This window comes from Rothia sp. ND6WE1A (assembly GCF_001683935.1).
Taxonomy (GTDB): Bacteria; Actinomycetota; Actinomycetes; order Actinomycetales; family Micrococcaceae; genus Rothia; species Rothia amarae.
Genome location: NZ_LXTU01000061.1, coordinates 12,138 through 37,191, shown reverse-complemented (window position 1 = coordinate 37,191; position 25,054 = coordinate 12,138). Strand labels below are relative to the sequence as shown.

General features: G+C 52.8%; 25 protein-coding genes and 4 tRNA genes. 22 read left to right on the top strand and 7 right to left on the bottom strand.

Annotated elements, in window-relative coordinates; translation table 11 throughout:
- Window positions 1–4: 4 nt before the first annotated feature.
- The 9 genes from tadA to A7E48_RS08410 all read left to right on the top strand — a co-directional run bounded on the left by tadA (window position 5) and on the right by A7E48_RS08410 (window position 8,688).
- Window positions 5–574 (top strand): tRNA adenosine(34) deaminase TadA, encoded by a 570-nt coding sequence (gene tadA, locus A7E48_RS08450; protein ID WP_255376924.1) that lies wholly within the window; start codon window positions 5–7, stop codon window positions 572–574.
- Between the two features lie 123 nt (window positions 575–697).
- On the top strand, window positions 698–1,540 hold the full coding sequence (locus tag A7E48_RS08445) for a hypothetical protein (RefSeq protein WP_068172157.1): 843 nt from the start codon (window positions 698–700) through the stop codon (window positions 1,538–1,540).
- Entirely contained in the window at window positions 1,541–4,144 is a 2,604-nt protein-coding gene (locus tag A7E48_RS08440) for a YhgE/Pip domain-containing protein (RefSeq protein ID WP_068172154.1), read from the top strand. It abuts the gene before it with no gap.
- Window positions 4,144–4,800, top strand: coding sequence for a TetR/AcrR family transcriptional regulator (locus A7E48_RS08435; RefSeq protein WP_068172152.1), 657 nt, complete (start codon window positions 4,144–4,146; stop codon window positions 4,798–4,800). Before A7E48_RS08440 ends, A7E48_RS08435 begins: the two co-directional genes overlap by 1 nt.
- A 62-nt stretch (window positions 4,801–4,862) precedes the next feature.
- Window positions 4,863–4,953, top strand: a tRNA-Ser gene (locus A7E48_RS08430).
- A gap of 92 nt (window positions 4,954–5,045) precedes the next feature.
- Window positions 5,046–5,684, top strand: coding sequence for a uracil phosphoribosyltransferase (upp, locus tag A7E48_RS08425; protein ID WP_068172149.1), 639 nt, complete (start codon window positions 5,046–5,048; stop codon window positions 5,682–5,684).
- An 806-nt stretch (window positions 5,685–6,490) separates the two neighbouring features.
- Window positions 6,491–7,276, top strand: coding sequence for a winged helix-turn-helix domain-containing protein (locus A7E48_RS08420; RefSeq protein ID WP_068172147.1), 786 nt, complete (start codon window positions 6,491–6,493; stop codon window positions 7,274–7,276).
- An 89-nt stretch (window positions 7,277–7,365) separates the two neighbouring features.
- The gene (locus tag A7E48_RS08415; protein ID WP_068172144.1) at window positions 7,366–8,151 is read left to right on the top strand and encodes an alpha/beta fold hydrolase; all 786 of its coding nucleotides are present in this window, start codon (window positions 7,366–7,368) and stop codon (window positions 8,149–8,151) included.
- Between the two features lie 9 nt (window positions 8,152–8,160).
- Window positions 8,161–8,688: a histidine phosphatase family protein gene (locus A7E48_RS08410; RefSeq protein ID WP_068172141.1), complete on the top strand. Its 528-nt coding sequence runs from the start codon at window positions 8,161–8,163 to the stop codon at window positions 8,686–8,688.
- A 79-nt stretch (window positions 8,689–8,767) separates the two neighbouring features.
- On the opposite strand, the gene A7E48_RS08405 is transcribed toward A7E48_RS08410, so the two are convergent.
- Window positions 8,768–8,859 (bottom strand) — tRNA-Ser (locus A7E48_RS08405).
- 179 nt (window positions 8,860–9,038) lie between these two features.
- A tRNA-Ser gene (locus tag A7E48_RS08400) sits at window positions 9,039–9,126 on the bottom strand.
- Between the two features lie 141 nt (window positions 9,127–9,267).
- Between A7E48_RS08400 and A7E48_RS08395 the strand changes: the two genes are divergently transcribed.
- The 6 genes from A7E48_RS08395 (at window position 9,268) to A7E48_RS08375 (ending at window position 16,048) form a co-directional block, all read left to right on the top strand.
- A complete protein-coding gene (locus tag A7E48_RS08395) occupies window positions 9,268–10,260 on the top strand; it encodes an NAD(P)H-quinone oxidoreductase (RefSeq protein WP_068172137.1) in 993 nt (330 codons plus the stop codon).
- Window positions 10,261–10,360: 100 nt separating this feature from the next.
- A complete protein-coding gene (locus tag A7E48_RS08390; protein ID WP_068172134.1) occupies window positions 10,361–12,640 on the top strand; it encodes a carbon starvation CstA family protein in 2,280 nt (759 codons plus the stop codon).
- A 13-nt stretch (window positions 12,641–12,653) separates the two neighbouring features.
- On the top strand, window positions 12,654–12,845 hold the full coding sequence (locus A7E48_RS10860; RefSeq protein WP_083147317.1) for a YbdD/YjiX family protein: 192 nt from the start codon (window positions 12,654–12,656) through the stop codon (window positions 12,843–12,845).
- 151 nt (window positions 12,846–12,996) lie between these two features.
- The gene (locus A7E48_RS08385; RefSeq protein ID WP_068172132.1) at window positions 12,997–13,473 is read left to right on the top strand and encodes a dehydrogenase; all 477 of its coding nucleotides are present in this window, start codon (window positions 12,997–12,999) and stop codon (window positions 13,471–13,473) included.
- Window positions 13,474–13,659: 186 nt separating this feature from the next.
- Complete coding sequence (locus tag A7E48_RS08380) at window positions 13,660–14,709, top strand: chloride channel protein (protein WP_141669428.1); 1,050 nt, start codon at window positions 13,660–13,662, stop codon at window positions 14,707–14,709.
- A gap of 136 nt (window positions 14,710–14,845) precedes the next feature.
- Window positions 14,846–16,048: an acyltransferase gene (locus A7E48_RS08375; RefSeq protein WP_068172127.1), complete on the top strand. Its 1,203-nt coding sequence runs from the start codon at window positions 14,846–14,848 to the stop codon at window positions 16,046–16,048.
- 66 nt (window positions 16,049–16,114) lie between these two features.
- Here the strand turns inward: A7E48_RS08375 and A7E48_RS08370 are convergent, their stop codons facing one another.
- Both A7E48_RS08370 and A7E48_RS08365 read right to left on the bottom strand, forming a co-directional pair.
- Window positions 16,115–16,744 carry a response regulator transcription factor gene (locus A7E48_RS08370; RefSeq protein WP_068172124.1) on the bottom strand — a complete coding sequence of 210 codons (630 nt, stop codon included), beginning with the start codon at window positions 16,742–16,744 and terminating at the stop codon, window positions 16,115–16,117.
- Window positions 16,741–18,036 carry a sensor histidine kinase gene (locus A7E48_RS08365; RefSeq protein ID WP_068172122.1) on the bottom strand — a complete coding sequence of 432 codons (1,296 nt, stop codon included), beginning with the start codon at window positions 18,034–18,036 and terminating at the stop codon, window positions 16,741–16,743. Before A7E48_RS08365 ends, A7E48_RS08370 begins: the two co-directional genes overlap by 4 nt.
- Window positions 18,037–18,372: 336 nt before the next feature.
- On the opposite strand from A7E48_RS08365, the gene A7E48_RS08360 reads away from it, so the two are divergent.
- From A7E48_RS08360 to A7E48_RS08350, 3 genes are read left to right on the top strand one after another with little or no spacing between them, the layout of a single operon-like run.
- On the top strand, window positions 18,373–19,506 hold the full coding sequence (locus tag A7E48_RS08360; protein ID WP_068172119.1) for an FtsX-like permease family protein: 1,134 nt from the start codon (window positions 18,373–18,375) through the stop codon (window positions 19,504–19,506).
- The gene (locus A7E48_RS08355) at window positions 19,506–20,240 is read left to right on the top strand and encodes an ABC transporter ATP-binding protein (RefSeq protein ID WP_068172116.1); all 735 of its coding nucleotides are present in this window, start codon (window positions 19,506–19,508) and stop codon (window positions 20,238–20,240) included. The genes A7E48_RS08360 and A7E48_RS08355 overlap by 1 nt, the downstream gene beginning before the upstream one ends.
- Before the next feature lie 51 nt (window positions 20,241–20,291).
- Entirely contained in the window at window positions 20,292–21,143 is an 852-nt protein-coding gene (locus A7E48_RS08350) for a CoA ester lyase (RefSeq protein WP_141669427.1), read from the top strand.
- An 82-nt stretch (window positions 21,144–21,225) separates the two neighbouring features.
- Here the strand turns inward: A7E48_RS08350 and A7E48_RS08345 are convergent, their stop codons facing one another.
- From A7E48_RS08345 to A7E48_RS08335, 3 genes are all read right to left on the bottom strand, one after another.
- Window positions 21,226–21,465 (bottom strand): hypothetical protein, encoded by a 240-nt coding sequence (locus A7E48_RS08345; protein WP_068172109.1) that lies wholly within the window; start codon window positions 21,463–21,465, stop codon window positions 21,226–21,228.
- 192 nt (window positions 21,466–21,657) lie between these two features.
- A tRNA-Thr gene (locus A7E48_RS08340) sits at window positions 21,658–21,732 on the bottom strand.
- 221 nt (window positions 21,733–21,953) lie between these two features.
- The gene (locus A7E48_RS08335; RefSeq protein WP_233126044.1) at window positions 21,954–22,448 is read right to left on the bottom strand and encodes an HAD family phosphatase; all 495 of its coding nucleotides are present in this window, start codon (window positions 22,446–22,448) and stop codon (window positions 21,954–21,956) included.
- Window positions 22,449–22,571: 123 nt separating this feature from the next.
- Between A7E48_RS08335 and A7E48_RS08330 the strand changes: the two genes are divergently transcribed.
- The 4 genes from A7E48_RS08330 (at window position 22,572) to A7E48_RS08315 (ending at window position 25,052) form a co-directional block, all read left to right on the top strand.
- Complete coding sequence (locus A7E48_RS08330; RefSeq protein WP_068172107.1) at window positions 22,572–23,246, top strand: SDR family oxidoreductase; 675 nt, start codon at window positions 22,572–22,574, stop codon at window positions 23,244–23,246.
- 148 nt (window positions 23,247–23,394) lie between these two features.
- Window positions 23,395–23,943: a GNAT family N-acetyltransferase gene (locus tag A7E48_RS08325; RefSeq protein ID WP_068172104.1), complete on the top strand. Its 549-nt coding sequence runs from the start codon at window positions 23,395–23,397 to the stop codon at window positions 23,941–23,943.
- A 2-nt stretch (window positions 23,944–23,945) separates the two neighbouring features.
- Window positions 23,946–24,569, top strand: coding sequence for an isochorismatase family protein (locus tag A7E48_RS08320; RefSeq protein WP_068172102.1), 624 nt, complete (start codon window positions 23,946–23,948; stop codon window positions 24,567–24,569).
- 150 nt (window positions 24,570–24,719) lie between these two features.
- Window positions 24,720–25,052 (top strand): acylphosphatase, encoded by a 333-nt coding sequence (locus A7E48_RS08315; protein ID WP_068172099.1) that lies wholly within the window; start codon window positions 24,720–24,722, stop codon window positions 25,050–25,052.
- Window positions 25,053–25,054 lie beyond the last annotated feature (2 nt).

The following is a 25,054-nucleotide window of genomic DNA, read 5'->3' as shown; positions in this document are numbered from 1 at the left end:
CGGGATGAAGAGTTCAAAAACTAGGGCTTCTTCGGGTGCCTCAGTTCCCTCCCAGAATGTCTCGGGTGAGTTGGCTCCCTCCGCCCCCGGTGATTTTGTTCGTGCCCGGGGAGTAACGAATCCACAGTATGAACAGTGGATGGATCGGGCGCTCATCTTGGCCGGAGAAGCGGCAGCAAACGGCGATGTTCCGATTGGTGCAATAGTTCTGGACGTCGCCGGTGAGGTAATCGGGCAAGGGTATAACCGCCGCGAAGTAGACCATAATCCCACCGCTCATGCTGAAGTGGTGGCAATCCGCCAGGCAGCTCGCCAGCGGGGAAGCTGGCGATTGGAGGATTGCACGCTGGTAGTCACCCTTGAGCCCTGTCTCATGTGCGCGGGTTCTATTTTGTTGGCGCGGATCCCGCGCGTCGTGATGGGGGCATGGGAAGAAAAGATGGGCGCAGCTGGAAGCCAGTACGATGTTCTGCGGGATAGGCGATACCCACACACCGTTGAAGTAATTTCTGGGGTGCGGGAGCAAGAATGCGCTGAAATTTTACGTGTGTTCTTTAAAGAGCATCGCCCCTAGCCACCTTTGTGAAATACGCCGCAGAGGGCGGTCTAATATTTCACACCTCCTTTCTGTAAACTGACTGGTCGGTTCAAGTTAGAATTTTGTGGTAACTGCAATATATATTTTGAAAGTGGGCGCATGCTGATCATCAACAATATTTGGGCAAAGGGACGCCATAACGCTCTCTTTGGGCCGACAAGCTTTGAGGTTGAAGCCGGTGAAGTTATCATTATCCAGGCCGATAGCCAGCTGGAGCGAACGGCGCTCTCTTTGACCTTGACCGGTCGAATGAAACCATCAGGTGGAAGCATTAGCCGCGCAGAAGGCAAGCACTCAGTAAGAAAAGAAATTCGTCGCAAGCAGTTGCGCAAGCGCTCGGAACTAATCGATTCTCCCGATGTCAACGAACCCGAAAACTTCATGCGCGTGCACGATTACGTTTCGGAAATGCTCAGCTACCAACTTTCGGCATTTAGCAGACCTCGTAGTAAACAGTGGCTTGAAGAAAATGGTCTTGAAGAGCTCGATAACCTATGGATTGAGCAAGTCAGCGGTGAACAAAACATTCGTCTCATGAGCGCCTTGGCACGTAGCTACGATAAAGCTGACTTGCTAGTTTTTGACACACCAAGCCGCCACCTCAACCATACGTATATGTGGTTGCCCTACCTGCAGGAACTTGCAGAGGATCCCGAACACCCTCGCATCGTGATTGCCGTGGTGCCACATATTTCTAGCGAATGGACCGGTAAACGAGCTGTAGTGGGTAACGCGCACGAAGAATTTGACGAGGCTTCAATCCGACATTCTCCGGTGATATGGCATGAGGTAATAGAAGATTCTTCTGAAAATCAGCTCTCTTCCACTGAACCTCAGTCTTTGAACGGGAGCGTGGCTAACGATGAAACTTTGCACGAACATCATCTGCCTGTGCCAACAGAGGCGGAAAATTATTCTGCAGATACAGAAGGAACCAAATAAATGGGTATCGTACGAGTAACACTTTCCGAACTGAAGCGGTTAAGCGGCGGCATTCTGCCCAAACTGGTACTGCTTTCAATGGCTTGTATTCCGCTGCTCTACGGCGGAATCTACCTTTACGCTAACTGGGACCCTTATGGCTCGATGGACGATGTTCCGGCGGCTATTGTGATGCTCGATAGTGGTTCAACTGATGCCAATGGAAACTACCAAAAGGTGGGTCAAGACGTTGAAAAAAACCTCAAAGACTCAGCTGATTTCCAATGGCAAGATGTAGCTACCCGAGATGAAGCCGTGCAAAAAGTTACCGATGGTGACCTACAGTTTGCCTTGGTTATTCCTCAGGATTTCACGAAAAATCTGCAATCTACTTCTGAGATTAAGCCCGATGCAGACGGCAAGGTGACTAACCTTAATCCGGAATCTGCTGGAATTGAAGTTATTACCAATGATGCCAATAACTATATTTTGACTAATATCGTCAAAACTGCCGGCACCACCATTCGTAATTCCGTAGCACAACAGGTGGGCGACAAAACCGCAGATACAATGCTGGCAAGCTTCACGCAGATTCACTCGAATATTTCAGATGCAGCAGATGGCGCGGATCAGCTTAACGCCGGTTCTATCAAGTTGAAAGACGGTATAGACCAGCTCAAAGACGGCTCCTCCCAGCTTTCTGAAGGCACTATCACGCTCAAAGACGGCACAGTTCAGTTGCGAGATGGATCTGGTCAGCTGGTGGATGGCCAGCAAAAATTGGCAGATGGATCGAGCCAGCTTGCCAGCGGTGCAGACCAGCTTAGCCAAGGTGCTTCCGATGCTAATGATGGTGCGAAGAAGCTAGCTGATGGTTCCAGCCAACTCTACGATGGCACAAAAAAACTTTCGGATGGAGCTGATTCCCTGGCCGACGGTACGTCCGATTTAGCTGACGGTGCGAGCACCTTAGCAACAGGTACTCAAGATCTATCTACCGGCGCTGGTGCTCTTGCCAGCGGAACCAAAGACCTCTCTGACGGGGCAGGGCAACTCGCTGCCGGAACTAGTGAACTGAATCAGAAATTGAACGAGTCTGGTTTGAATACCGTTGCCTCTGATCTAAATCAGGTCTGCACTGATATTTCACAGAATAAGAGCACAGGTAATGCCGGAGCCAAGCTCACTGATCAGGTAACCACTCAAATTGCTCAGCAGTTCAAGCAGCAGGTTCAGCCGCTCGTTGCTGATGGCACGCTTACTCAACAACAGGCAGATCAGTTGGTAGCTACCTTGACGTCGCAGCAGACGAAAGACGATGTTACCGCCGTCAATAATAAGGTGATTGACGACGTCGATGCGCGGTTGGAACAGCTGGGAAGTTCGTGTGCTACTGACGGGACTTCATCCGTTGCCACCAAGATTACTGACCTCACTGGCGCTGTTTCTCAAATTAATGAGGGCGCTCAGTCTGTTGCTCAGGGAGCCAGCGATGCCCATGATGGAGCCCAGAAACTCTCTGATGGTTCTACGCAGCTCAACGATGGTGCACAGAAACTCTCGCAGGGTGCAGATTCTGCACGAGACGGCGCGAAGCAACTCGCTGATGGCGCGCAGGAGGTAGAAGATAACACCGGCAAGCTCTCCGAAGGCGCGTCTACTCTTGCAGACGGCACGCAGAAACTTGCCGATGGTTCATCTACCTTGGCAGCCTCCGCTCATCAACTTGCTGACGGCGAACAGACAGCTTTAGAAGGTCAGAAGGATCTCAATTCTGGCGCTACTAAACTCGACGACGGCGCTACCAGCCTGAAAGATGGCGCCTCTGAACTGGATTCAGGAATCGGGCAAGCGCAGTCGGGTGCTGGCGATCTTCAGGACGGTTCAGGAGAATTGGCAACTGGACTCTCTGATGGTGTTAAAAAGATTCCTTCTCTGACCGATAGCCAGCAACGAGATACTGCAGAAACCATGTCTAACCCGGTAGATCTCAACCGGACGTCCTTGGCATCAGGAGAGAACTACGGTGAGGGCATGGGACCCTTCTTTATGGTTCTTGCATTGTGGATTGGTGCTCTGATGCTGGTGCAGACTATGCGCCCTAAAAATACCCGCGCCCTTGCTTCTAACGCGAACTCCGTTCGCATTGCAATAGGCGCATGGGGACCCTTTGGCGTGGTAGGTATTTTGCAGGCATTCCTGCTCTACCTGGTCGTTGATAAGGTACTAGGGTTTAACTTTGCACACCCCGTCATGGTGTTCTTCTTCTTGCTTCTGGTATCCCTGGTCTACACCGCTGTGATTTATGGCCTAGTCGCTTTGCTCGATGCCCCAGGTAAACTATTGGGTCTGATTATTTTGATTATCCAGCTGGTTACTGCGGGCGGTATGATGCCCTATCAGACCCTGCCTGATCCCATCAGATGGCTTCACTTTGTACTGCCGATGGGATACGCCCTTGGCGGTGTACGTAGACTTGCCTATGGAATTGACCTCGGGGCTCTGCCGGTCATCATCGCAATGTTGCTTTTGTGGGGATTCATTGGGCTATTCTTAGGTTATTTAGGAACCCGAAAGAACCGTACCTGGACCCTCAAGACACTTAACCCGGAGATCGCGGTCTAATGAATTCTTCTATTCAACGACCCTCTACGCAGGAATTTCAGTACCCAGTCCCGGTAGTGAACGCTGATTCTCGACGTCCCGGGCGTACCAACCGTACTCAGCTCAAGCTGTTTCAAGCAGCTTTGGAAATTATGAGCGAAAAAGGCCCTTCCTCTACCACAGTGGAAGAGGTCGCTCTGAAGGCAGGTGTCTCTAAAGGAACGGTTTACTATAACTTCGGTTCTAAGAAGACCATGGTCGAACAGCTGTTGCAGTATGGAGCAAATCTTCTCAAAGAAGAAATCTTGCTGGGTGCTCAAAAGAATGATCCGCGTGAGGCAATACGAGGGGCAGTAAAGTCAGCGTTTCTCTACTTGGAGAATCATCCGGGCTTTGCGCGCCTGTGGATTGCAGAAGTTTGGAAGGGCAAGGCGTCGTGGTCTGAAACTATGATTCAAATTCGTGCTGAATTGATGAGCGTGCTTGAAGACCTCGTACGGAGTATTTCCACCCGTTACACGGTAGATAAAGCACAAGATCCCGAGGCTATCGCGGTAGCTATTTTTGGCTCAACTTTTATGCTCTCCATGGATCATGAGATTCACAACGCTTCGCGAACCGCTGAGGACGCCACTCGCGCCGTCATGTTAACTATTGATGCTTATATTTCTCACTAAACACCGTACAGAGAGTTAAAAGTTTGAGAAGTTAGCAAACTGCGAGTAAAGTATCCACAGTTGGTGACGTGTCCGAGCGGCCGAAGGTGCAACACTCGAAATGTTGTGTACGGTAACCCCGTACCGAGGGTTCAAATCCCTCCGTCACCGCCAGCGAAAGCTCCCGAGTTCTCTCTTACTCGGGGGCTTTTCTTTTGCCCCTTTTTCTGACGCATGGGAACTTGGAAAAGTGGTAGCTTGAAGGTATGCAGATTACCATTCTTAATCACCCTCTTGTAGACCATAAAATTTCAGTTCTTCGTGATAAGAACACTCCTTCGCCCATTTTTCGTCAGCTGGTAGAAGAGCTAGTTGCTTTGCTGGCTTATGAAGCAACTCGCGGTATTCGTACAGAAGAACGTGAGATTGAAACTCCCGTGGCAAAGACCGTGGGGCGTATGTTGGCGAGCCCCCGTCCGCTGGTGGTTCCCATCCTTCGCGCGGGGTTGGGCATGCTGGAGGGTATGACCAAGTTGCTACCTACCGCTGAGGTGGGTTTCTTAGGCATGGCGCGTAATGAGGAAACTCTAGATATCGTGACCTACGCGGAGCGCCTGCCTGAGGACTTAACCGGTCGTCAGGTTTACGTCTTGGATCCCATGCTGGCAACTGGTGGCACCTTGATTGAAACCATTAAATTTCTGCGTGAACGCGGAGCCGACCACATTACCTGCTTGTGCATTATTGGTGCTCCTGAGGGTATCGAGGCGCTTCAGCAGGGAGTGGCAGGCATGGAGAACGTTAATCTTTTCTTGGCGACTCAGGACGAGCGATTGAACGAGAAAGCTTATATTGTGCCGGGGCTGGGTGACGCCGGCGACCGCCTGTATGGGCTGGCCGAATAATCGAGAAGTAATGTAAATCACTAAACGCCGTAAGTGAAGCTTTGCTTTACTTACGGCGCTTTTCATCACTGTATATATGCAGTTTGTTACCTAACCTTTACCTGGGAAGTTTCAAGGTGTTAGTGAGGCGACGTTTCTGGAGTGTCGATGCATCTTGGAGGAGTAGGCGGGTTGCTGCTTGCGGTGGTCAATCCTTGCGATTCCACGTGCTGTTTTCATGTGGGGTATCTGGTTTTTGCCCCTAGGTTCCCGGTGGGAGGGGATAGATCTTAAGACTTTCCGAACGCTTACTACTAGTGACGGGTTGATTGATGGGGGAGCGAGTTGAAGAGCGGGTGGTTTTAGGTGGTTGCCACAGTGTTGTTTTGTGTGGGAAAACGATGTGCCTGAAGGTCTAGGATTCGAGACAAGCTACTTTCGCTATAAAATATCTGAGGAGTAAAATCAGTTTTTTCGTCAAGCCTCTTGACAAGCAGTCTAACTCAGGTGTTGTTCAGGAAAATATAAATTTACCAGATTTGAGCCGTGCCTAAAACTAAGTATCTAGATGTATAAATAAAGAATTTTTGTATTTCTATTCACATTTTATGAAGTTTACTTAGGCCTTTGGCGGGGAGGGAATCCCCCTTAAATAGCTGTTTCCTTCAAAAAAGACACATTTATTACTTGATTTATTGAGAGATTCAGACCACGATTGAAGAAGTAAAGCGATGAGGCGTCGTCGAAGAACTTCTACACTCCACTGTGGGTTTTAAGGGAACGATTTCAAGATTGCCGCATCCCACTTCAACGAAGCAGGTAATCTCATGTCAGGTGCTCCCGGATACGTGCATATTTCCCAGCGCGGTCGTAATAATGCTCAGCGCGCTGGAGCTCAACCCTACTACATGGGGGAGGGTCGAGCCCATCTGTCACCTGCCAATTTGCGCCCCATGGCAACAAGCCAAATAGAACAAACCGCCGCGCGTCCTCAGCAGCAGGCTGAGAATGAGGCTCGGGGGTTTGTGATTTACGTTGGTCTGTCCGAAGAAACCGCTGCCTCAAACGGCACTTCACTGGTTCGTATTGTGCAAGATCTACGTGCATACGCCCATAACTTGGCTCCTGAAGCTGAATCTTACGCAGCCGTTGCGCTTGCCCCATCGGATGCCGAAGGTTCGGATCTAGAGGTAGTGCGCAACGCTTTGGGCGACCCTACTGCAGTGCACCATCAGCCAGAGTCGCACCTCATGGTTCAGCAGTCCAGTCAGGACAACGCGCCCGGGCACAACGTCGGCGTCTTGATTGACCTTTCCCGCCGCGAAGTATTCCTGGACGGCGAGATTCTCAACCTCACCTATAAAGAGTTTGAGCTATTGAACTACCTGGTAGAAAACGCTGCGCGTACCGTGGGTCGCGATGAATTGCTCAACAGTCTTTGGCGGGAAGCCGAAGAAATTCCTAATGAGCGAACCATTGACGTTCACATCCGCCGGTTGCGTTCTAAACTAGGGCGTTTGGCAAATACCGTGCGCACTGTACGCGGCCAGGGCTATCGCTTCTATGAGCACCCAGAAGTTGTAGTCTGGGCAGCTCCCGAATACTCCATCTAATCTGATTTTCTTGAATCCGCCGGTACTGAGTCGCTCAGTGCCGGCGGATTCTTTAGTATGGAGGGAAATCGTTCAAGGAGTGTAGATAGATGCAACAGGGTCGGGAACTAGCGCACGAGATTGTAGGAAATGGTGCTCATCGGGTGGTTTTTCTGCACGGGCTGATGGGCCGAGGAAAGAACTTTACAACTATCGCAAAGCGTCTGGGGGATGACTTCACCGTATTATTGGTAGATTTGCCTAACCATGGAGCTTCACCTTGGACTGAAGATTTTGATTATGACGAGATGGCAGATCTTGTTGCCGAATTTCTCTCCGCTGACTTTGCGAAAGATTGCGCCGTGGATGTTGTCGGGCATTCTATGGGTGGAAAAATCGCCATGCGGTTGGCGCTTCGCTATCCTCACCTGGTCAAGAAGCTGGCTGTTCTCGATATCGCGCCGTCGGCATCGAGCGGAAATTTCGATCACCTGCTGGGAAGCATGCTAGCTCTTTCGTTGAAAGACTTTTCGACACGCGGGCAGGCGAGCCAGGCGCTAGAGCCGGCGGTTCCACAGGACGGCACGCGGGGATTTCTGCTTCAAAACCTGACGCGCCGCAACGGCGAGTTCGTGTGGGAGCCTAACCTGCAGATGCTCTATAACAATCTGGAAAAAATTATGGGATGGGAGCAGCCCGTTGCGCAGTTCGAGGGAGAGGTTCTGTGGGTGGCTGGGGAACAGTCGGGATATATTCGCCCCGAAGACTCTGCCCCTATGCGTGAATTGTTTCCGCGCGTGCGAAAAGTGACGCTCAAGGGCGCTGGCCACTGGGTTCATGCTGATAAGCCTGATGAAATTGTCTATATGTTGCAGACTTTTCTATTGGGTCAATAGACTCTAGGTATGCCTGAATTTTCAAAGCGTCACGATTCTAAAATGCTCATCATTATGCGCCATGCAGAGGCGGACTGGGGGCTGGACGATTTCAACCGCCCTCTTACTCAGCGCGGTCATGGTCAGGCATCTGAGGCAGGGCAGTGGTTACAGGAAACTGGGACGATTCCCGAGATGATTATTTCATCGGCGGCTTTGCGCACCCGGCAGACCACTACGTGGATTGAGGACGCGCTGGGGGAGAAAGCTCCTACGGCGTCTTTGGACGAACGCCTGTATAACGCGCCGTCGTCGGCTCTCATCGGGGCGATTAACCATGCCCCTTCTGCCGTCAATTCGCTGATGCTGGTGGCGCATTTACCGGGTGTGCAGGATGCCGCGATGGAACTCATGCGCTCAGATTCGGCGGTGGAGGCATCCACGGAGATTTCTTATGGGTTCCCGCCTGCTTCGGTTGCCGTTTTTGAGGTGCTGGGAAATTGGAACGAGCTGGCGCCGGGTGAGGCTAAGCTTATTGCTTTTCGGACGTTCAGTTAGAGGCTGGGCGCGTTTTACACAAACGAATGCCAAAAACCCCTGTTTCCTTGATTTCTCAAGGGAACAGGGGCTTTCTTTCTGGCGGAGACGGGGGGATTTGAACCCCCGGTCGAGTTTAAGCCCGACCCTTCATTAGCAGTGAAGTCCATTCGGCCGCTCTGGCACGTCTCCAACACCGCATCGCTTGTAGCTCGTCAACATAGCGCTACATTGCAACACAGTATTCACTATACTAACTGCTTTCTCAGAACCGGTCAAAATGCTGCTTCAGTGGGCAAGCCTGAGGGGTGGATGAAAACTACGGAGAAACAAAAAAGTCTCGGGTTCTTTCGAACCCGAGACTTATCTCGCGGATGGTAAGGGATTTGAACCCTTGAGACGGGGTTGCCGCCTACTGGTTTTCAAGACCAGCTCCTTCGGCCGCTCGGACAACCATCCCTGAGGAAAAACTCTAATGGATGCCGTGGGCGATTGCAAAATATGAACCGCTCAAAGTGGTAGAAAGCATAGGTTTTCTCTGGAAAGAGTGGGTAATGATGCGTACGGTGGATAGAAAAGACGCTCAGAGAAAGAGGAGACATGAAAGCTGTAGTTGAAAATGAGCATGGCGGTCCAGATGTTCTAGAAATCACCGACGAACCCCAGCCTCAACCTCAGCGAGGTCAGGTTCTCCTCAAGGTCATGGCTGCAGGTATCAACCGCGCCGACGCCATGCAGCGTCGCAATATGTACCCTGTCCCTGCCGGCGAGTCGGCAATCTATGGGCTAGAAGTTGCCGGAGAAATTGTAGAAGTTGGCGAGGGTATCGATTCTTCTTTGGTAGGTCAATCGCGAGTTGCGCTTTTAGGGAGCGGTGGATATGCCGAATTTGTTGCGGTGAATGCCGAACACACGCTACCCGTGCCCAAGAACGTGAGTATAGAAGAAGCTGCAGGACTGATTGAGGTTGCCGCGACCGTCTATTCCAACCTGGTGTTGGCAGCAGGTCTCTCTACGGAGCTTGCACAAAACCAGGGCAAGACCGCGCTCGTTCACGGCGGAACGGGCGGAATCGGTATGCACGCCACCCAGCTGTTGAAGTACCTGGGCGTAAAAGTGTTTGCTACTGCAGGAGAGCCTGAAAAATGTGCCTATCTTCAAGGGCAGGGTGTAGAAGCCATCAACTATAAGAAACAAAATTTCAGGGAAGTAATCGCCGATGAAACCGAAGATGGCGTGGACTATATCCTCGACGTCGTCGGCGGAAAGTACCTTGCTGATAACCTTTCGTCGCTGGCAAAGGACGGTCACCTGTGCATTATTGCCTTGCAGGGTGGGGCAAAGGCTGAAGCTAATTTGGGGCTGATGATGTCGCGCCGCCTCAATATCCACGGTACGACTTTGCGAGGGCGACCGGCCCAGCAAAAAGCTGAAATCGTGAAAGGTGTGGGTGAAGTAGTGTGGCCACTGATTGAAAAGGGCTACATTAGCCCTGGCCTCGACCGCTCCTTCCCTTTTGAACAGGTGCAAGAAGCACATGAATACTTTGACTCGGGCAATCATCGCGGAAAAATTGTGCTCACCATGAGCTAATTTTTGACGGCAGACGGAGGACGCCGGGGCAGATTGTGCTGTAGATAACTCAGGTATATGGTTTAAATTACACACACTTTCTATCCCCGAAGGACTTTCCATGCGTGAAAATTCTGCGTCCTCCACCGACCTCTTGGAGCATGAACGGCCACCGGCCTATGTGGATCCCGAGATTATTGCGGCAGAAGAAAAGAAATGGACCCCTAAGAAGATAGCCCTCTGGGTAGCTATCTCTCTGGTAGGTGCCATCAGCTGGTTTATGCTCGCCATCGTGCGGGGCGAGACCGTCAACGGTATTTGGTTCGTCTTTGCCGCGGTCTGCTCGTACCTCATCGCTTACCGTTTCTATGCCCGTTATGTTGAGGCGAAACTGGCTAATCCCGACGACCGCCGGGCAACCCCCGCTGAGTATGATGCCGACGGCAAAGACTACGCAGCTACCGATCGTCGTGTTCTCTACGGCCACCACTTTGCCGCTATCGCCGGTGCCGGCCCGCTCGTCGGCCCTGTGCTCGCTGCGCAAATGGGTTTTCTTCCCGGAACTATCTGGATTATTGTCGGCGTAATTTTTGCCGGTGCTGTGCAGGACTACCTGGTACTCTTTTTCTCGATGCGCCGTGGCGGACGCTCACTGGGGCAGATGGCCAAGGAAGAGCTGGGTACCGTAGGCGGTTACGCAGCCATCCTTGCCACGCTCACCATCATGATTATCATTACCGCCATCTTGGCGCTGGTGGTTGTCAACGCACTGGGCGAATCACCCTGGGGCGTGTTCTCCGTGGGTATGACCATTCCCATTGCACTCTTTATGGGTGTCTATCTGCGCTATCTGCGCCCGGGCAAAGTGGGCGAAGTATCCCTCATTGGATTCATTTTGCTGATGGTCGCAATTATTGCCGGCGGCTGGGTGGCTGAGACATCCTGGGGTGCACAATATCTGACTCTCGACCGCGTTACCCTCGCATGGGCAGTTATTATCTACGGTTTCGTTGCCGCTATCTTGCCTGTTTGGCTCCTGCTCGCCCCGCGCGATTACCTCTCTACCTTTATGAAGGTGGGGACCATCATTTTACTGGCAGTGGGCATTATCGTTGTCCGCCCAGAGATCTCTGTACCTGCCTTCTCCGAATTCGCTTCCCGTTCCGATGGCCCCGTATGGTCCGGTTCGCTCTTCCCCTTCCTCTTCGTCACCATCGCCTGTGGTGCACTTTCGGGCTTCCACGCGCTGATTGCTTCGGGCACCACTCCTAAGATGGTGGAAAAAGAACGCCAGGTTCGTTTTATCGGCTACGGCGGTATGCTCATGGAATCATTCGTGGCAATCATGGCTCTCGTAGCTGCTGTGACCGTAGACCGCGGAATCTACTTTGCGATGAACTCAGCTGCGGGCGCTACCGGAGGCACAATCGAAGGCGCAGCGGCGTTCGTGAATTCGCTGGGGCTTACCGGAGTCCACGTAACCCCTGAACTCCTCGGCGAAACCGCCCAGCATGTAGGCGAACAAAGCATCGTTTCGCGTACAGGCGGCGCACCCACCCTCGCCGTCGGTATGGCAACCATTCTGCATCAGATGATGCCCGCCTTCGACCTCATGAGCTTCTGGTACCACTTCGCCATCATGTTCGAAGCACTCTTCATCCTCACCGCGGTGGACGCCGGAACGCGTGTAGCCCGATTCATGTTGCAGGATACGCTGGGCAACTTCTTCCCCCGGTTTAATGACCACAACTGGCGCTTGGGCGCATGGCTGACCACCGCCATCATGGTTGCTGGCTGGGGTAGCATCCTGATTCTTGGCGTCACCGATCCTTTGGGCGGTATCAATACTTTCTACCCGCTCTTCGGCATCGCCAACCAGCTGCTTGCTGCCGTGGCGCTCGCGGTTTGCCTTGCCATCGCAGCAAATAAGGGCAAATTCAAGTACCTGTGGATTATTGCTCTACCTCTCGCCTTTGACCTAGTAGTTACCGTGGTTGGTTCTTGGCAGAAAATCTTTAGTTCAAACCCCAAGGTGGGTTACTGGGCGAATCATTTTGCTTTCAAGGACGCCCTGGAATCCGGTGCTTCCTCCTTTGGCGCGGCGAAAACTCCCGCGGCAATGGAAGCGGTTCTTCGCAATACCATGGTGCAGGGAACGCTCTCCATCATTTTCGTGGTGCTTACTCTAATCGTGGTCCTTATGGCAGTTCTTGAAGTCATGCGCGCTGCCAAGGGTCAGCAGAAGGAAACCCGCGAGAACCCCTATATCGAATCTCGAATCTTTGCACCGGCAGGGCTCACTGCCACCGATGCAGAGAAGAAACTGGAGAAAGAATGGGCGGAGTTCTACCGGAAACATCCTGAGGAAATCGCCGGTTCTGCGGGTCATTCGGCTCACTAAGCGAGGGCGTTCTATGAATAAGATCAAAGAGATTATCTCAGCGATAGAGTGGTTTACCTCTGGCATGCTGGGTGGAGATAAATACCAAAAATATCTTGCCCACCACCGCCAAACGGGGTGCGATCACGCTCCGATGAGCGAGCGAGAATTCTGGCGTGATTATCACCGTCGACTAGACGAGAACCCTGGCGCTCGCTGTTGCTGACCCCTCTGTCGGTTGGATAAACCGTGTACCGCTCGCTCCGCTCACTGTCCATGAAGTGGGCGGAGCGAGTTTTTATACTTTTATTTAGGTGACGAATCGTCCCTCAACAATTTAGGGTAACCTCAGTATGGAACAAACGGGAGGAGGCTCTATGGGAATCAGAGACATGCTGCAAAGCCGCAGAGACGACGCCGAGTTGGGGCGCGGAGTCTGGCGGCGTGCCCATGACCGTTTTCGTCGTGGAATTGACCGTTTCCACCAGATTTTAGAGAAGCTTTCTCACGACCAAAATTTTGAACTTCTTATTCCAGAGGCAAACGCATTAGCAGATCTTTTGCCCCGTGTGCGAGATATTGCCCGCCAAGCACAGCTTCTTGCACCTAGTCAGGAAACCGATATACCGGCGTCACCCCACGGTACGTATTCGGATCTTCACCGCAGTCTCTCGCGCGCTGGCAATGCCGTTGCCCTGTGTGCCGAGGCTCTCGCCATGGTGCGTTGCCAGGGCGACTGCCAGCTTTCGTGTTCCCGGAAAGTTGCAGTGAGCCGGCGTCTACAAACAGTAATTGAGCATATTGAAGATGCCGAAGCTAAACTTGCGCAGGCGCATCGCGAATCTACTAACTAGGCGAACGAGGCTAATCGCGTGCGTGGGTCTCTTCTAGCGAAACGTTATTTCCCCCTTTTTTGTGCCACTGCTGTTGCTATCGTCTGCGCGGCTCTCGCAGGTGTTCTCTCTACTTATTTTCTGCACGCAGTTGAAAATATCTTTCATCATTTAAGCGCTTACCCCCGGTGGGTTCTATTGCTTGCCATGACGTGCACAGGGGTTACGGTAGGGCTTCTCTGGTGGTTCGTTCGAGCTAAACCCCTGGGATCGATAAGCGAGGCCTTGGGGCAAAAACTCTCCACCTTTCCTCTCGCACGAAACACTCTCGATGCCACTTTACAGCTTACGGTGGTCGGGGCAGGAGCTTCGATCGGTCGAGAAGGAGCACCCCGACAGCTAGCGGGTGTCTATTCTTTTCACTTGAGTACGTTGCTCAAAGTACAGGACCCTGATCGAGCGCTAGTGACGGCGTCGGCGGCAGGGGCGGCTTTGGCAACAGTGTACAACACGCCTTGGGCGGGAATCGCATATACGGTGTGCGTAATGATGGGTAGGTGCAACTGGTTCTCTCTTGCAGTGGCATCGGTGACTAGTTGGGGCGCGGTGTTACTCTCCCATATCTTCTTAGGTAACAACGCCTTTTACCCCCTGACTTTTTCTGCGGTGCGCTGGGAAGTATGGGTCTGGGCAGTTGTCTCTATCCCTCTTATCGCTGTAGCTGGCTTTGTATTTCGTCAGATAGCGCAGCACGCCAACAAGAAATCTTCCACCGTACAAGGGGCTTTTCTGCCGCTCACCATCGGTGTGGTGCTGGCGCTAACCGGTCTAGTGATGCTGGTTGCCCCGGATATTTCGGGTCACGGCGTCCTCATTCTTCAGAACGGTTTTGCGGGAAACATTAGTCTCCTAGGTTTCTTCCTACTGATTCTTCTGAAACCATTTTTTACGTTTCTCACCTTGGCTGCAGGAGCCAAAGGCGGGGTGCTTACTCCTGCGCTTGCCCTGGGCGGTGCGCTGGGCGGAGCCTGTGCAATAGTGACTGGAAACAGCGAGAGTTTACTGCCGTTCATGGTGGTTGGCGCTGGCGCTTTGCTAGCAGTTTCAGAAAATTCCATTGCATTTGGCCTGTTATTTGCGTTGGAACTGGTGCACGCTCCACCGCCGTTGTGGGGTGCAGTCGGTGTAGCTACCTGGGGGAGCGTCTCTCTTGTTCAGCTGGTTCAGCGCAAATACAAGCACTCCGACCAGAGGTAATATGACAGAACTATCCCCATTAAGGCGGCTAACAATCCCAGCTAAGTGGTGGTAGGTTTTGCTGTTATGGTGCATTTTGCTCAAAATGTACCGTTCGCACTCGCTTGTACCATTTAGAAACACCAGAAGGACCCCCTTGAATCGCTACGCTCACATCGATGCAATGCGTGCATTTGCAGTTTTGCTCGTCGTTTTTTCGCATGCAGGACTGACCTTTGTACCCGGCGGATCCGGCGTCACCATCTTTTTTGTCATTTCAGGCTTTATCATTACGTTCTTGCTCCTGCGAGAACGAGATAAAACTGGAGGGTTCGACCTCGGTGGCTTCTATATGCGACGCCTCATCAAAATCGCCCCGCCCCTCTTTCTCGCGCTAATCATCCCAACCCTGATCTATATGGCTTTCGGTGGCGCCGTCAATATTGGTGATTTCCTCGGGCAGATTTTCTTCTTCTTTAACTGGCGCTATCTTGATTCCCAAGTCACCGTTCTCCCCGGCTCTCATGTCACCTGGTCCCTAGCGATTGAAGAACAGTTCTACCTGGTCTTCGCGCTGATTTGGCTCTTTGCCGTCAAGAGCAAGCACTACCTCAAAATCGTAGTGAGCCTCGCTATTTTTGCCATTGTATGGTCGAATCTCTCACGATTCTTCCTGTTCCTCGACGGCGCAAGTTCTGACCGTATTTACTTCGGTACCGATACCCGCGTTGAAGCTATCGCTGTAGGCACTCTCGTGGCTGTCTGGTTCTTTAAATACCGAAATACCGACATGGTTCAGGGCCGCTCCATCCGTGGGTCTCGGTTTGCCGATTCTTCTCTTACTGGTGCCGGGCGTAGCATTCCCTTGCTGGGCCGTAACTGGGTGATTGTGGTAGCTGTAGGAATCTACCTTTTCTCACTCGTAATTCGTGATGATTTCTTCCGCGATACCGCACGCTATTCCCTCCAGGCTATTGCTGCCGCACTGATGGTGCTGTGGGGTCAGGTAGCTCGACGCCAGCCGCTGGGCACTAAGCTCATGAAACTACTCCAGTGGCGATTCCTGCAGCTGTTGGGACTTTCCAGCTACTCCATCTACCTCTCTCATGATGTTATTTACCGCCTGGTTGAACCCCACCTGGAATTCTTGCCCCGTCCCGTGATGGTCCTTCTCATGGTCGCTCTCGGCCTGGTGGTAGGAATTGCCATGTATAAGTTCGTGGAAGTTCCCGCGCTGGCGTACAAAGATCGCCACTTCGCTTCAGCTAATTACAAAGCTGAGCAAGAAGCCCGCATGATTGCTGCGGCGAATAATACCTCTGACGTTCAGGGGCAGGAAATCCGTCAGGCACAGGACTAAGTTCCGCCGTCGAATTATTGAAAAAAGAATCGCCGCCGGTTCACCATGAACCGGCGGCGATTCTCTTTAAATAAGCCGCATTTCCCGCGCGACGCCGATTGCCGCCGTCCTATTATCCACTCCCAGCTTGGAATAGATATGGACGAGGTGGGTTTTTACAGTCGCCTCAGAGATAAAAAGTTGCTTGGCCAGTTGCTTGTTAGTGGCTCCAGTGGCAAGCGCTTGGAGAAGTTCAATTTCTCGCGGGCTCAAATCGGGAGCGGGGGTGCGCATCCGGTCAAGCAATACCTCAGTGATATGTGGAGAAAGAGTTCTGCGGCCTGCCGCCGTAGCTAAAACAGCATCGTGCACTTGCTGGGGCGGGGCATCTTTGAGGAGGTAGCCTAGCGCTCCGGCTTCGACCGCTGCCACAATATTCGATTGGGTATCAAAAGTTGTTAGCACCAGCACCGGCGGCCCGCCTGCCTGGGTAATAGCTCGGCAAGCTTCTATCCCGTTCATGGGTTTCATCTGTAGATCCATGATGACAGCGTCAGGCGCTGTGCCGTTCTGGGTGACCTGCTGTAAAACATCTAGTGCCTCTGCGCCGTCTGAGGCTTCTGCGATAACCTCAATATCTTCGAAGGAAGTGAAGACTGCTTTCAACCCGGCACGCACGATGGGATGATCGTCAACCAACATAATAGATACGGTCATGAGCGTCCTTGGGTAAGCGATGAATGAGGTAGGGAAAGAGTCACTACTGTACCTTCACCCGGAGTAGATTCTACGGCCAGCTCTGCGCCGATTTCGACGGCGCGAGTTCGGAGGGATACTAGCCCGTAGCCTGAGCCATCAGCGGGGTGGGTCGGGTGAGCCTCGGCAGCAAGCGTGGGGATGAAACCGCGGCCGTCGTCAAAAATATCTAAAGTGGTGGCGTGCTCCCATAGCCCCAGGGTAACGACGGCGTGCTGGGCATGGGCATGAGCTGCAACGTTGGCTAAAGCTCCCTGGGTAATGCGTATGAGAGCCTCTTGGATAGGTTCGGGAAGCTCTGCGGCACTCAGCGGAGACTGATCCCCATCAAGGTGCACCGTGCAAGAGAGCGAATCGCCTCGGGCAGATACCATTCTCTGAGTCTCGGCACAAAGGCGCTCTAAAGCTGGGACGAGCGATGTAGTGAGAGAGGGAGAGGAAAGGTCTCGGATGAAGCGGCGGGCTTCTGCAAGGTTATCTGCGGCGACGCGGTTGATTACGCTGAGCTGTTCTCCTACCTCTGGGGCGGTGGGTTTTGCTGCTGCCGCTCTGGAAATCAGCACGATAGAAGAGAGCCCCTGGGCGAGCGTGTCATGTATTTCACGGGCGAGCCTTTCCCGTTCTTCCAGCCTCCCCGATTCGTGCTCTTTTTGAGCAAGTTCAGCTTGGGTTGCGCGAAGTTTCTCGGCGGTACGCTGATGCGCTAGGGAATCTCGGTGAAGTTGACGGTATGCAAGCGAAATAATGATGGCTAACAGCGCGCCCAGGCTGGGCCCAATGATGGCACCGGCACTGAGTTCGTGAGCGCTTTCGTGCTGTGTCTGAATCGCGGGAAGCCCGATAGAAATGCCGGTAAGAAGAGCCACCGCCCCCAATGCCGGAATAACCGGTAGCAGATGCATACACAGGAAGACGAGAGGGAACATCATCCAGGTGAAACTACTGTGATGGTACAGCAACACAAGCCACAGCATCACGACAATCGCTAGCCAGGTTCTCGCTAGCGCAGGGCGGGAACGCACCAGATTAGCTCCGCGAACTCCGCCGAACTTTCCCCGGGCAAACCGGTTCTCCACGATAGTGCCAGCCATATACGTCAGCGCCAGTGCGAGCGAGCCCACCGTCAGTCTGCCGGGGGCGGCGTCGTCCTGAAGCGCCGAAATAAAACCTACTGCCAGCAAAAAAGCGAACATCACGTGCAAACTGATGCGCAAAATCTGCAGAACAGATGATTCTTCGGGGGCTGGATTCATGGGTCTACTTTCAGCAAAGAGGTTCTGATAATTCTAAGGTACCCACTGTGAAGATATTCCGCCTGCCTGCCCTATCAACCAAATGGTTGATAAGAGGTTCAACCGTTCACGTGATGTAAAAAGCGCTCGCTTTTTCAAGAATAGAAGAAGAAGTTGAGGCCTATTTTTAGCGTCTACACCTTCCGTGCGGTACAGCGTCGGCAAGCAATCCCTCTCGCCTGACTCGCTAGCGCTCGCAAAGGCGATTCATGCCAGACCCAGCCAGCTTGCCTCTCGCTACACCGAACAGTCGGTGGAGTCCTACTCAATAAACCTCATGGTGGCGAAAGGGATCCAGTGTTTTTAGGAATAAGAGAAATATTCTCTGCGCGAGGGCGGTTTGCTCTTATCGCGGCAGTGGTAGGGTTGCTGACCCTGCTCTTGGTGATGCTCACCGGTCTCACCGGGGGGTTGGGTCAGCAGAATACGGCGGGGCTGGAATCGCTCAAGGCAGATCGCTTGGTGTTTGGTTCTGCAGGTTCGCAGGAACCGGAGGTATCGTTCACCTCCTCCAGCGTGACTGCCGGCGAACAAAAGATCTGGGCGAACCAGGACGGCGTGGACTCTGCTACCCCGGTGGGTATCAGCCAGACGGTGTTAGAGGGGTCTGCGGCGTCGCCGTCGATTGCAGTCTTCGGTATTCCTGCGGGAAGTTCACTACTGCACGATTCGGTAGGGCATGCGTTAGAAGGCTCCACGGAGCTTTCCGATTCAACGGTGGTTTTGGGAGAAACTATCGCCCAGGACTCGGGTGCGAAAGTGGGGGATAAGGTCACTATCAGCGGAAATACGTTTACAGTCGGTGGGATTGTTGCTGACACCTACTACTCGCATACTCCGGTGATGTGGGCTGATACTGCCGCTTGGCAGAAAATCGGGCATGTGAACGCTGGCGCTTCGCAACAGCCGACGGATCAAGAGATCGTAGGCACTGTGTTAGCCATCTCTGCTCCCCATACAGATGACGCCGCGCTGACTTCCGCCGCCGACCAGTCAGGAACCAAAGCAGTCACCACCAAAGAATCGTTCCAGGGGCTAGCCGCCTTTCAATCAGAACGCGGATCACTGCAAGCCATGCAGGGGTTCCTCTATGGAATTTCGGCGCTAGTGACTCTCTCTTTCCTGACCGTGTGGACCATCCAGCGCACTCGCGATTTAGCTGTCTTGCGCGCTCTAGGAGCTTCCACCGGGTACCTTCTGCGCGATGCGATGATTCAAGCCGCCATTATCCTCTTTGGAGGAGCTGCACTGGGTGCTCTCTTGGGCTGGGTTCTTGGCGCGCTTGCCCAGAATGCTCTTCCCTTCCAGCTTGATCCCCTCACCGTTCTGGGCCCAGCAGTAGGAATCTGGGCAATTGGGCTAGCCGGGTCGCTTATCGCCACCGCCCGCATCACTAAAATCGACCCCATGATTGCTTTAGGAGGCAACTAATGACCACCGTACTTTCCCTAGAAAACGTGACTCTCGAATACCCCGACGGCGTAGACTCCAACGGTCAGCCCCAAACGCTCAAAGCTCTTGACTCCATCACGTTTCAAGCAGATAAAGGAAGTTTCACCGCTGTTGTTGGCGCTTCGGGCTCGGGTAAATCATCGCTCCTTTCTGTGGCTGCCACGCTCATTCAACCTACCTCTGGCAAGGTGTTCCTCAACGGGCAAGAAACCTCTGGTCTCAAAGACTCCGAACGTACTCGCCTGCGTGGCAACGACATTGGCATCATTTTTCAGCAACCCAACTTGCTCCCCGCCCTCACTTCAGAAGAACAACTCGTTGCGATGGCACACCTAGCTGGTGCACGCGGCAAAGAGCTCAAAGATGCCCGAGGCCGAGCCGCCGAATTGCTCGACGTCGTTGGGTTGGCAGATATGCGCAACCGCCGCCCCCACCAGCTCTCCGGCGGACAACGCCAGCGCGTCAACATCGCCCGAGCACTCATGGGGAACCCCTCCCTCCTGCTCGCCGATGAACCCACCTCAGCCCTCGACCACGAACGATCAGCGTCTATTGTTGCGCTTCTTGCCCAACTGGCCAGCGAATTCCAGCTCGCCACCGTCATGGTCACCCACGATTCCATTACATCCTCAGCAATCGACGCTGTCTTTGAAATGAAAGACGGGCGCGGGTACATGATACCCTCAACGGCAAAGAGTGCAGACGCCGCCTGACGAACCCAAGTAGAATCAAAGTAAATACTCGATTCTGCATGAAGGATGACCGTGCCCCACTTTCACCGAAATGACCGAGCAGCAGCCCTACCTGCACGAGTCTCTCGTACATGGCTGTTAGTTTCTGCAGCAGCCGACGAAGAAACTATCGCCGCCGCTCTCGAATCAGAAGCGGACTCCATCCTGTTAGACCTGGAAGACGGTTGTCCCGAGAATCTCAAAGACGCATCCCGCGAAAAAATCGTTCAGCTCCTGGAAACTTCCATGACCGCTTGGGTGCGTATTAACACCATGGGCACCGAGCACTGGAAGAAAGACGTTCAAGCACTCAACGGCGTCAGAGGTCTGCGCGGCGTGATGCTGGCAACCACCGAACATCCTGACCAAGTAACCCGCACTGCCATGATGCTCGCTGCAGGCACCCCCGTTATTGCGCTCATCGAATCGGCAGTTGGCATGCTTAACGTCGTCGATATCGCCCGCGCGCCCGGTACGTTCCGCCTCGCCTTTGGCGTAGGTGACTACCGCCGCGATACCGGCGTCTCCGCAGATCCGATTGCCCTGTCCTACGCGCGCTCTCAGCTAGTTCTGGCGTCCCGTGCAGGAGAACTACCCGGCCCCATCGACGGCCCCTCAGTCGGCAAATACGGTGGAGATCTCATGAAAGAATGCCACTACACCACCATGCACGGGATGACAGGTAAACTCTTGCTGGACCCGCGCCAAGCAGAAACCATCAACCTCACCCTCGCGCCCAGCGACGAAGAAATTCAATGGGCACAAGAGATGCTCAACGAAGCCGGCGGCGGCAACGTACCTAAAGACGGCTCCTACCTGCCGCGCCTGGCGCGCGCTCGCAAAGTGTCAGAACTGGCGAAAACGTACGGTTTGTGGCGTAGCTAAGTCTCGCTGAGGTATAAGCCTTAAAGAAAAGGGGCGGTTTCAACCTTCATCGGTTGAAACCGCCCCTTTTGATGAGCTGAAATTATTCGGTAATCTCAGCGGTGTGCTGATCTTCGCCATAGCCAATGAGATAAGCCCACAGCCACGCAGTAATAGCGGAAAGAGCAATCATTCCTGCAATAGAAGCATCTGCCTGGAAAAGCGAACGATAAAAGAACCAAATCGCTGCAGAAGGAATGAATAGAAGAATAACGAGGAGCAAGAAGCCGCGTGCGGAACGGTTCCCTGATCCTCCAACAGAGCTAAAGAGCTCTTTTAACATGGAGAACCTCCGGAATTTCAAGGGGGAATGTACGAGTGTCTTCCAATCATAACGGTTTGATATACACGAAATAAAGAGTGTCACGGTTCGATAACAAAATTAATAGAAATATTTTCTTTTATGACGTGCGGTTCTCATTACTGGCGGGTAATACAAAAAAAGTCCGCTACTTAGATAAGTAGCGGACTTACATGGAGCCCCCAGTCGGATTTGAACCGACGACCTTTTCTTTACGAGGGAAATGCTCTACCCCTGAGCTATGGAGGCCTGCTCTTTCGGCGCTCGCGCACGTCTTGAACGAATGCCACTGTACCAGAAACCCACTATTTCTCTCCACTCGGTTATCTAAAAGCCTTCGGCAACCAGACGCGGCAACTCTGCCATGTCCTCAAAAATCTGGGCACCGGCATCCTCCAACTTTTGAGCCGGCGTATCCAAGAACTTTCATACCGGCTGCGCGTGCTGCGGTTACACCGTGGGCGCTATCTTCAATGACCAGGCAGTCCTTCGGATGAAACCCCCATCGACGACGCCGCGTGCAAGAACAAATCGGGAGCAGATTTTCCGTGGTGCACGTCCTGGGCACTAAAAATATGGGAATCTTCAAAATAACCCAACATTTTGCACAAAGTGAGAGAATGACGGATACGCTCGTGAGTACCGCTGGACGCCACACGCCGTGGGCCCTCGAGCTGCTCCAATGCCTCGATGATTCCCGGAACGGGCCTGAGGTCTTTCTCAAACGACTCTTTATAGCGGGCTTCGAGCGAATCAATCCAGTCAGCACCCAGTGGGCGGCCCAGATGCTCTTCGAGACCTTCCTGCACCTTAGTCATGGGGATCCCCAGAAAATGCTCAATGACCTGTTCGCGAGTGAGTGACCATCCGTGTTCTTCAAGAACCATACGGTCAATCTCAACCGCAAGAACTTCACTATCAACGAGAACACCGTCGCAGTCAAAGATGAAAAGTCCGGGTTGCATGGGAGCCTGTCGGTGGGGCAAGAACGTTGAAATCTAATCTACTACGGGGAATAAAAACTAAGCAGTGATAGTTTTGTTGAAAGAAGAGGTTAAAACTCTTCGTAAACTCGAAAGGAGATTCTCATGGCAAACGTAACGATTATTGGTGGCCACGGCAAGGTTGCTTTATTGGCAGAGCCCAAACTGGTTCAGGCAGGGCACACCGTTAACGCAGTGATTCGTAACGCCGATCAGAGTTCGGACATCGAGAGCAAGGGCGCGAACGCCGTCGTCCTGGATATCCAGAATGCTTCTACTACCGAGATTGAGAAGATGCTCCAGGAGACAGAAACTGACGTTCTGGTGTGGAGTGCCGGCGCGGGCGGCGGCGATACTTCGCGCACCTACGCTATTGACCAGGACGCAGCGATTCGAACCATCGAAGCCGCGGAGCACACCGGGGTAAAGCGCTACGTTATGGTTTCTTACCTTGGCTCCGGCAACGCACATACGGTTGGTGAAGACAACGGTTTCTACGCCTACGAGACAGCGAAAGCTGTAGCAGATGCTTACCTGAGAGACTCCGATTTGGACTTCACTATCTTGGGTCCAGGTATGTTGACGGAGGACGCCGCTGCCGGCATCGAGGTAAATCTCAAGCCTGAGAACGCAGAGACTCCGCGGGAGCTAGTTGCTGATGTGATGGTGGCGGTCATTGCTGACGACTCCACTATTGGCAAGGCGATTCCGTTCTCGGCAGGATCAGATGAAGTGAGCGCGGCTGTGGCTGCTGCGCCAGCTAAGCGCGACTTCAAGTAAGAACTCTTACTTCGCTCGTCGGCTCCTTGCCCTCCCGTTTGTATCAGATTTCCGCCTGTGTACCGCGCTTTTCGTGGTACACAGGCGCTTTTCTGATACAAACTCGATGTAGGATGCGGGATGAAACGCATTTTGGAAAAGGAATCCCATGCATCTTCATTTAAAACCTGTAGCGATGAAAGATATCGATACTTTTGAATTAGCTTTTTCCAATCGAGAGGGCGCAAGTACCTATCAGTGGTTTGGACTCACGAATTACAACTCTTTACGAAACGCTTATACTCAGCGTGGAGCTTTGGGCGGGGACGAAAATACTCTCAGCATCTATTATGGCAGTGAGCTAGTAGGAAGAGTAGATTGGTTCGCCAAGGCATGGGGACGTGCGTCTACCAGCAAGTGTTGGGAAATAGCGGTAGGAATTTTGCCCACCTACCGGGGTCGCGGTTTTGGTATTTCAGCTCAGAGACTTCTGGTTGACTATATTTTTACGCACTATCCGGTTCACCGAGTGCAGGTAACTACCGATCCAGAAAATAAAGCGGAGCTCGCTTGTATTCATAAGTTAGGGTTTACGTTGGAAGGGCGGGTTCGCCAAGGACAATGGCGTGAAGGGGCTTGGCACGACCAGCTTCTTTTCTCCCTTCTCCGCACCGAATGGGAGTCTGCTTCCTCTCACGAATTAGGTGAAGGAGAGTAAACATGGCTACTTTTAGCGCTGACATCGCCCAATATTCTCTCAAGGAATTTTCTGCCACTGCGGAAGGATTAGGCTGGAAAATAGATTTTTCTCGCTGTGCTATTCTCCTCCACGATTTACTGCCCTATTACCTTAAAGTTCTTCCCACAGAACTGATAGAAGAGGTAATTCATCAGAATCAGCAGTTAGTAGATTTTGCTCGGGAAAAAGATATCCCGCTAATATGTTCGGCACCGCGAGCAGCTCATACCCTCCACCAGCGGGGGCTTGGCGCACGATTATGGGGGCTAGGGCCATCTGAAGAAGAAACTCATACGTTTGCGTTAGAAGGTCTAGATGAGCCTGAAGTTCCCTGTATGCGTAAGCGGTCTCTGAGCGCATTTTTTGCCACTGACCTTGAGACGGAGCTCCGCCGTCAAAAGCGCGACCAGCTGATTATTAGCGGTGTCTTCACTGCCGGTGGCATTTTGGCGACTTCATTTGATGCGTTAGCGCGTGATATTGAGGTTTTTGTTATTGCAGATGCATGTGCTGACTTTACTAGAGAGAGACATGCTAGTGCTCTTCACCAGATAGCAACGACGACCGGCGAAGTAGTACCACTGAGCGCTGTGTTGGAGGGCTGAACAGCTTGTACCAAATTTGTGAAAGCGGACCGTATCGCATGCGGTCCATTTTCATTTTTCTGGTTCAAACCTCCCTATTTTGATACAAACTCCCCCCGCTTATTTCCAACGCCCCTGACCCCTCCTCGCCTGGTGTAGTAGGCTTACTCTATGAGTTTCTTTAACGTATTTGACCGAGAAAAATCCGCTCAGCAAGGCTCCGGGGAACCTGCTGAAGCTCAGCTGAATGCCAACGTTACCGGCCGTGTCCAGGGCGTGGGATTCCGCTGGTGGGCGAAGAGCGAAGCAACTCCTCTAGGGCTGGTGGGTTATGCCAAGAACTTGGATGACGGTTCGGTAGAGATCGTGGCTCAAGGCAGCCGTGAAAATTGTCAGAAACTTCTGGATTCGCTCAACTCGGGGAATACCGCGGGGCACGTAGATCACGTAGACGCCGAAATTGGAGACCCCCAGGGTTCCTACCGCGATTTCGGAACCTACTAGGA

What these genes read in the sequence shown, in the direction of transcription:
- tadA (WP_255376924.1), top strand. Translation starts at nt 5, where the DNA reads ATGAAGAGTTCAAAAACTAGGGCTTCTTCGGGTGCCTCAGTTCCCTCC.
- A7E48_RS08445 (WP_068172157.1), top strand. Translation starts at nt 698, where the DNA reads ATGCTGATCATCAACAATATTTGGGCAAAGGGACGCCATAACGCTCTC.
- A7E48_RS08440 (WP_068172154.1), top strand. Translation starts at nt 1,541, where the DNA reads ATGGGTATCGTACGAGTAACACTTTCCGAACTGAAGCGGTTAAGCGGC.
- A7E48_RS08435 (WP_068172152.1), top strand. Translation starts at nt 4,144, where the DNA reads ATGAATTCTTCTATTCAACGACCCTCTACGCAGGAATTTCAGTACCCA.
- upp (WP_068172149.1), top strand. Translation starts at nt 5,046, where the DNA reads ATGCAGATTACCATTCTTAATCACCCTCTTGTAGACCATAAAATTTCA.
- A7E48_RS08420 (WP_068172147.1), top strand. Translation starts at nt 6,491, where the DNA reads ATGTCAGGTGCTCCCGGATACGTGCATATTTCCCAGCGCGGTCGTAAT.
- A7E48_RS08415 (WP_068172144.1), top strand. Translation starts at nt 7,366, where the DNA reads ATGCAACAGGGTCGGGAACTAGCGCACGAGATTGTAGGAAATGGTGCT.
- A7E48_RS08410 (WP_068172141.1), top strand. Translation starts at nt 8,161, where the DNA reads ATGCCTGAATTTTCAAAGCGTCACGATTCTAAAATGCTCATCATTATG.
- A7E48_RS08395 (WP_068172137.1), top strand. Translation starts at nt 9,268, where the DNA reads ATGAAAGCTGTAGTTGAAAATGAGCATGGCGGTCCAGATGTTCTAGAA.
- A7E48_RS08390 (WP_068172134.1), top strand. Translation starts at nt 10,361, where the DNA reads ATGCGTGAAAATTCTGCGTCCTCCACCGACCTCTTGGAGCATGAACGG.
- A7E48_RS10860 (WP_083147317.1), top strand. Translation starts at nt 12,654, where the DNA reads ATGAATAAGATCAAAGAGATTATCTCAGCGATAGAGTGGTTTACCTCT.
- A7E48_RS08385 (WP_068172132.1), top strand. Translation starts at nt 12,997, where the DNA reads ATGGGAATCAGAGACATGCTGCAAAGCCGCAGAGACGACGCCGAGTTG.
- A7E48_RS08380 (WP_141669428.1), top strand. Translation starts at nt 13,660, where the DNA reads ATGACGTGCACAGGGGTTACGGTAGGGCTTCTCTGGTGGTTCGTTCGA.
- A7E48_RS08370 (WP_068172124.1), bottom strand. Translation starts at nt 16,744, where the DNA reads ATGACCGTATCTATTATGTTGGTTGACGATCATCCCATCGTGCGTGCC.
- A7E48_RS08365 (WP_068172122.1), bottom strand. Translation starts at nt 18,036, where the DNA reads ATGAATCCAGCCCCCGAAGAATCATCTGTTCTGCAGATTTTGCGCATC.
- A7E48_RS08355 (WP_068172116.1), top strand. Translation starts at nt 19,506, where the DNA reads ATGACCACCGTACTTTCCCTAGAAAACGTGACTCTCGAATACCCCGAC.
- A7E48_RS08345 (WP_068172109.1), bottom strand. Translation starts at nt 21,465, where the DNA reads ATGTTAAAAGAGCTCTTTAGCTCTGTTGGAGGATCAGGGAACCGTTCC.
- A7E48_RS08335 (WP_233126044.1), bottom strand. Translation starts at nt 22,448, where the DNA reads ATGCAACCCGGACTTTTCATCTTTGACTGCGACGGTGTTCTCGTTGAT.
- A7E48_RS08330 (WP_068172107.1), top strand. Translation starts at nt 22,572, where the DNA reads ATGGCAAACGTAACGATTATTGGTGGCCACGGCAAGGTTGCTTTATTG.
- A7E48_RS08325 (WP_068172104.1), top strand. Translation starts at nt 23,395, where the DNA reads ATGCATCTTCATTTAAAACCTGTAGCGATGAAAGATATCGATACTTTT.
- A7E48_RS08320 (WP_068172102.1), top strand. Translation starts at nt 23,946, where the DNA reads ATGGCTACTTTTAGCGCTGACATCGCCCAATATTCTCTCAAGGAATTT.
- A7E48_RS08315 (WP_068172099.1), top strand. Translation starts at nt 24,720, where the DNA reads ATGAGTTTCTTTAACGTATTTGACCGAGAAAAATCCGCTCAGCAAGGC.